Source organism: Streptococcus sp. 2741 (assembly GCF_013276315.1).
In the GTDB taxonomy this organism is placed as follows: domain Bacteria; phylum Bacillota; class Bacilli; order Lactobacillales; family Streptococcaceae; genus Streptococcus; species Streptococcus pseudopneumoniae.
The window spans coordinates 1-6,216 of record NZ_VMKU01000154.1 but is presented as its reverse complement, the minus strand read 5'-3'; the positions used below and the strand labels follow the sequence as shown (position 1 = coordinate 6,216).

The 6,216-nt window shown below is 40.4% G+C and carries 7 protein-coding genes; 6 read left to right on the top strand and 1 reads right to left on the bottom strand.

Annotated elements, in window-relative coordinates:
• Nucleotides 1–72: 72 nt before the first annotated feature.
• The 3 genes from HT671_RS11060 to pcp all read left to right on the top strand — a co-directional run bounded on the left by HT671_RS11060 (nucleotide 73) and on the right by pcp (nucleotide 1,627).
• Complete coding sequence (locus HT671_RS11060; RefSeq protein ID WP_000570119.1) at nucleotides 73–498, top strand: MarR family winged helix-turn-helix transcriptional regulator; 426 nt, start codon at nucleotides 73–75, stop codon at nucleotides 496–498.
• Nucleotides 499–508: 10 nt separating this feature from the next.
• Nucleotides 509–871 carry a DUF1304 domain-containing protein gene (locus tag HT671_RS11055; protein ID WP_138702997.1) on the top strand — a complete coding sequence of 121 codons (363 nt, stop codon included), beginning with the start codon at nucleotides 509–511 and terminating at the stop codon, nucleotides 869–871.
• A 111-nt stretch (nucleotides 872–982) separates the two neighbouring features.
• Nucleotides 983–1,627: a pyroglutamyl-peptidase I gene (gene pcp, locus HT671_RS11050; protein ID WP_000866913.1), complete on the top strand. Its 645-nt coding sequence runs from the start codon at nucleotides 983–985 to the stop codon at nucleotides 1,625–1,627.
• Nucleotides 1,628–1,746: 119 nt separating this feature from the next.
• On the opposite strand, the gene HT671_RS11045 is transcribed toward pcp, so the two are convergent.
• Nucleotides 1,747–2,625 carry a DUF975 family protein gene (locus tag HT671_RS11045; protein WP_001108855.1) on the bottom strand — a complete coding sequence of 293 codons (879 nt, stop codon included), beginning with the start codon at nucleotides 2,623–2,625 and terminating at the stop codon, nucleotides 1,747–1,749.
• Nucleotides 2,626–2,741: 116 nt separating this feature from the next.
• Between HT671_RS11045 and tgt the strand changes: the two genes are divergently transcribed.
• The 3 genes from tgt to HT671_RS11030 all read left to right on the top strand — a co-directional run.
• A complete protein-coding gene (tgt, locus tag HT671_RS11040; RefSeq protein WP_172923166.1) occupies nucleotides 2,742–3,884 on the top strand; it encodes a tRNA guanosine(34) transglycosylase Tgt in 1,143 nt (380 codons plus the stop codon).
• 100 nt (nucleotides 3,885–3,984) lie between these two features.
• Nucleotides 3,985–5,802 carry an acyltransferase family protein gene (locus tag HT671_RS11035; RefSeq protein ID WP_001220862.1) on the top strand — a complete coding sequence of 606 codons (1,818 nt, stop codon included), beginning with the start codon at nucleotides 3,985–3,987 and terminating at the stop codon, nucleotides 5,800–5,802.
• 256 nt (nucleotides 5,803–6,058) lie between these two features.
• On the top strand, nucleotides 6,059–6,216 hold a 158-nt coding region (locus HT671_RS11030; protein ID WP_172923167.1), incomplete at its 3' end, for a helix-turn-helix domain-containing protein.

Here is a 6,216-nt window from a genome sequence, read left to right as displayed (position 1 = left end):
TTTGATTTTAGTCCAGTATTATATTAAACTTGATTAATCAACTATTGATAAATCAATAGAAAGGAGGAAGAAATGATAGAGATTCAAGATTTACTGTATCAACTCCGCTTGTCTGAGCAAGCGAGTACGCAATTGTTTGAAAAAAGGCTTGGGATTAGTTTGACACGGTATCAGATTTTATTATTTTTGTTGAAGCATTCCCCTTGTAATCAAATAGCGGTTCAGGAGCGTTTGAAGATTGATCAGGCTGCTTTGACACGGCATTTTAAGATTTTAGAAAAGGAAGGTTTGGTGGAGCGTCATCGTAATCCTGAAAATCAGCGAGAAGTCTTGGTAGAGGCTACGAAGTATGCCAAGGAGCAGTTAGTGATGAATCCACCTCTGCAGCATATCAAGGTTAAGAAAGAGATGGAAAGTATCTTAACAGAGTCTGAGAGAACAGAATTCAGCCGTTTATTAAACAAATTGGTTTTGAGCATTGAAAATATAGAAATTTAAGGAGAAATAGATGTCAATTATTACAATTATTTTAGCAACAATCGTTGCTTTGGAGCATTTTTACATTTTTGATTTGGAAAGTATTGCAACGCAATCAGAAGCGACTAGTCGTGTCTTTAACATGGACAGGGAAGAACTAGCTCGTCCGTCGGTAAGTTCACTGTTTAAAAATCAAGGGATTTATAATGCTCTGCTAGGAGTCTTTCTCCTGTATGGGATTTATTTCTCACAGAATTTAGAAATTGTGACTATTTTTGTTTTATTTGTGATTGGTGCTGCGGCTTATGGCTCTCTCACAGCAGATAAGAAAATTATTTTGAAGCAAGGTGAGCCAGCTATTTTAGCCTTGATTAGTATTTTTCTCTTTAAATAAGTTCAAAGGTCAATCTTAGTCTCGCTAGTCCTTTTCACTCCGGAATAAGGGAAATATGTTATACTTGTTTTTAAGAAAAAGTCTCATTGAATTTGTTTTGAGGAGTTAGAAATGAAAGTATTAGTGACAGGTTTTGAGCCCTTTGGAGGGGAAAAGGGCAATCCAGCTTTGGAGGCCATTAAAGGTTTACCAGCTGAAATCCATGGTGCTGAGGTCCGTTGGCTAGAGGTGCCGACAGTTTTTCACAAATCTGCTCAAGTATTGGAAGAAGAGATGAATCGTTATCAACCTGACTTTGTCCTTTGTATTGGGCAAGCTGGTGGAAGAACTAGTTTGACACCTGAACGAGTGACCATTAATCAAGACGATGCATGCATTTCTGATAACGAAGATAATCAACCGATTGACCGTCCCATTCGCCCAGATGGTGCTTCGGCCTACTTTAGTAGTTTGCCGATTAAAGCGATGGTTCAAGCTATAAAAAAAGAGGGCTTACCGGCCTCTGTTTCCAATACGGCAGGGACTTTTGTCTGCAGCCATTTGATGTATCAGGCTCTCTATTTGGTAGAAAAGAAATCTCCATATGTTAAGGCAGGTTTTATGCATATTCCTTATATGATGGAACAGGTGGTGAACAGACCGACTACTCCAGCTATGAGTTTAGTGGATATTCGGCGAGGGATAGAAGCAGCAATCGGCGCTATAATAGAACATGGAGATCAGGAACTCAAGTTGGTAGGCGGAGAAACTCATTGATAGAAAAAAGCTTGAGGGGAAAAACCTTCAAGCTTTTGGACGTTTTCGGGCCAATACTGCTCGGTAAAAACTCATTTTATTAATTAATTTGAATGTAGGGTAGGAGTGAAAAACTAGCCCTACCAGGGGTAGTTTAGTTGGTATTTTTTACTAAGTGCTGCTCTAAGTACTGCTCTATAAAAGCTGATTTTAGTACATTGGATATAAGGTAGGAGTAAAAAACTAGCAATGCCAAAGGTAATCCAATTGAGGAAGTACCAAGGAAGAAGCTGTAAATCTAGGACAAAGTGCTGGAACTTGTAGCCCTTCATAAAGGAACGGCTAGTTTTTAGGATTCGTCTTGGTGAGGCCTGTCCTAGGTCTAGACTATAACAGAGAAGAAATTCCACCTGTGAATAGGCATAATACTGTGGAATATAGAGGATATTTCCTACAATGATCAAGATGAGACTTGCAAGAAAGTAGAGTCCAAAGACCATGAGGAAACGCTCGGTTTCAACTGATGAGAGATCTAGATTTGGAAACTCAGGATGTAGGGTGACGAATTTTTGGGCTAAAAAGCTACTATAAAAGAGGAAGTAAATCCCAAGTAAATTAGGGATACTCCATAAAAAGAGATAGAAACGTTTGAGAAGTAGGGTCAAAAAGGTTTGAGAAAAGCGCTCCTCATCAAAGAGAGCTAGGCTGTTTTTTACAGATGGCTCCGTTTTAGAATCTTTCATGAGTGTCAGGGTTGCATAGACGGAACTGGTCAAAAGAATAGTCCCGATAAAGGAGACTAGTAGAGGAAAGAGGTAGGCTTGAAGTATTTGACCAAGTATGCTGAAAAATGGCTGTTCTAAAACAGTCACGTGGATCCGAGATAAGGGATTAAGAAAACCAGATAAGATGACCAGCATACTGGGAAGGATATAGAGGAGAAAGAGACGGGGGGTGTCAGCCTGAAAATGTTTTGACTCCTGACGAATTGTTTTTAAATCAATTTTTGGATAGTTCATTCTCTTATTATACCATAGTTCGTGACAGTTCCAGCTTTTTTTGATAAAATCATACAGTATGCCCTTGGGTACAAAGTATGAACTGGGACTGTCTTTCCCAGCTTCGGAGGTAAAAAATGTCAGATTCACCAATCAAATACCGTTTGATTAAGAAAGAAAAACATACAGGAGCTCGTCTGGGAGAAATCATCACTCCCCACAGCACCTTCCCAACACCTATGTTTATGCCAGTTGGGACTCAAGCCACTGTCAAAACTCAGTCGCCTGAAGAATTGAAGGAGATGGGTTCGGGAATTATCCTGTCAAACACCTATCATCTCTGGCTTCGTCCTGGAGATGAACTTATTGCTCGCGCAGGTGGTCTCCACAAGTTCATGAATTGGGACCAGCCTATCTTGACAGATAGTGGTGGTTTTCAGGTTTATTCCTTAGCAGATAGCCGTAATATCACAGAAGAAGGAGTAACCTTTAAAAACCATCTCAATGGTTCCAAGATGTTCCTATCGCCAGAAAAAGCTATCTCTATTCAGAATAATCTAGGCTCAGACATCATGATGTCCTTTGACGAATGTCCTCAGTTTTATCAACCTTACGATTACGTTAAGAAATCAATCGAGCGTACCAGTCGTTGGGCTGAGCGTGGTTTGAAGGCTCACCGTCGTCCGCATGACCAAGGGTTATTTGGGATTGTGCAGGGGGCAGGATTTGAAGACCTGCGTCGCCAATCGGCTCATGACCTTGTCAGCATGGATTTCCCAGGCTACTCTATCGGTGGCTTGGCAGTAGGAGAAACCCACGAAGAGATGAATGCGGTTTTGGACTTCACAACCCAACTGCTTCCTGAAAATAAACCTCGCTATTTGATGGGTGTCGGAGCGCCAGATAGCTTGATTGATGGGGTCATTCGTGGGGTGGATATGTTTGACTGTGTCTTGCCGACTCGTATCGCTCGTAACGGGACTTGTATGACCAGTCAGGGACGTTTGGTTGTCAAAAATACCCAGTTTGCTGAGGACTTTACGCCACTGGATCCTGAGTGTGATTGCTACACATGTAAGAACTACACACGCGCCTACCTTCGTCACCTACTCAAAGCTGATGAAACCTTCGGTATCCGCTTAACTAGCTACCATAATCTTTACTTCTTGCTTAACCTGATGAAGCAAGTGCGACAAGCCATCATGGATGACAATCTCTTGGAATTCCGTGAGTATTTTGTGGAAAAATATGGCTATAATAAGTCAGGACGCAATTTCTAAAACGGAATAGATATAAGCTAAAAATCCTAAGTTTTCTCTTAGGATTTTTCTTCTTTTTTTGATAGAATAAAGTGTATAATGAAAGGGAGAATAAACTCGTATGCGCATTAAATGGTTTTCCTTGATTAGGATTACAGGTTTACTACTGGTACTCTTGTATCATTTCTTTCAGACCATCTTTCCTGGAGGATTTTTCGGGGTAGATGTCTTTTTCACATTTTCAGGTTTCCTGATTACGGCTCTACTCATCGAAGAGTTTTCTAAAAATCATGAGATTGACTTGATTGGATTTTTTAGGAGACGCTTTTATCGGATTGTGCCACCTGTGATTTTGATGGTCTTGGTAACCATGCCCTTTACCTTTCTAGTTCGCCAAGATTATGTGGCTGGAATTGGGGGTCAGATTGCGGGTGTTTTAGGCTTTATGACTAACTTCTATGAACTGCTAACAGGTGGGAGTTATGAATCTCAGTTCATTCCTCATTTGTTTGTTCATAATTGGAGCTTGGCCGTTGAGGTTCACTACTATATTCTTTGGGGATTGGCAGTTTGGTTCTTATCCAAACAGTCCAAATCAAATGGTCAGTTGAGGGGAATGGTTTTTCTCTTATCAGCTGCTGCCTTCTTGATTAGCTTCTTCTCCATGTTTATTGGTAGTTTTCTAGTGACCTCTTATTCCTCTGTTTACTTCTCCAGTTTAACTCATGTCTATCCATTCTTTTTGGGAAGTATCCTAGCAACGATTGTAGGTGTTCGTCAGACGACTTCCCTCGTCAAGCAGTTGGATAAAATCTGGGATTTACGCAAGACCCTTTTGGTTTTTGGAGGAGGTTTTGGCTTCTTACTCATTTTGACCTTCTTTGTCAAATTTACCTATCTTTTTGCCTATCTTATGGGCTTCTTACTTGCTAGCCTTGCAGCTCTTGCTATGATTCTGGCGGCGCGTGTCTTACATGAAAAGACACATCATATACAAGAGACAAAGATGATTAGCTTTTTAGCGGATACTAGCTATGCAGTTTATCTCTTCCATTGGCCTTTCTACATCATTTTCTCACAGTTGACCTCAAATCTTCTTGCTGTGTTATTAACTTTGATTTTTTCTTATGGATTTGCCAGTCTTTCATTTTATGTATTGGAACCTTGGATTGCAGGCAAGAACACACCTATTTTACAAACTCTTCGTCCCCTGCCTTATATTCACACAATTCTTGCAACAAGTACGGGAATCTTGGCCTTCATTGTCTTCTTAGTGACTTTGTTGGCACCACAAGTGGGAGCGTTTGAGACAGACTTAACTGTCAATGGCTTGAAGCAAGCTGCTAGTACTATTGCCCAAACAAAAGTGATAGCAGAACGAGCAGAAGCTGATAGTTTAGGAATTGCTGATGGCACTATGTTAATTGGTGACTCGGTGGCTTTAAGGGCAAATACAGCCCTGCAGACAGCTCTTCCTGGAGCACAAATTAACGCGCAGGTCAGCAGAACAACCAAGACTGCCAATGAAATCATGATAAACAATAGCCAAAATAAATTTTTACCTAAGATGGTGGTCATTGCGACTGGGGTAAATAATCCTGAAAATTACAAGGAAGACTGGGACAGTATCGTGAAAAATCTTCCTAAGGGCCACCATATGGTTTTGGTGACTCCTTATGAGGGAGATAAGACAAAAGAGACCTATGCCATCGTTGAGAAGGCTGCTGCCTACATGAGAGAATTGGCAGAGAAGACACCTTACATCACGATAGCAGATTGGAATCAAGTTGCGAAAGAGCATCCAGAAATTTGGGCAGGAACAGACCAAGTCCATTTCGGAAGTGACACTAGCACTATTGAAGCAGGAGCAAAATTGTATGCAGATACGATTGCCACAGCCTTGAAGACAGCTCAAGACAAGCCAGTCAAATCAAAATAACGTGTATTAAAAAGAGAAGAGTTGGAGAAATCCAACTCTTTTAAAATATCGCATCTCTGTGCCTTTCTTGTGTTTGTGGTTGAACAACAAGTATAACACAGAGGTGTTTTCTTATGTCTACACTTTCAGCTAGTTGAACCATCTAATTTTTAGGAGGGCTGGGTGGCTAACTTCATTATATAACTTTCATTTAGTAAATCGAACGTGAAAATGTCCCATTTGATAAAATAGTCGTATGAAAAGTATCCAACTGAATATGAATGAAACGAAAAAATATCTTGTGATAAAAGCTATAGACCAAGGAAAGAAAACAAAGAATCGAGCCTGTGTCGAACTGAATCTTTCTGAAAGACAAATCAATCGTCTGCTACTAGCCTATCAACAGAAAGGAAAAGAAGCCTTCAGACACGGAAA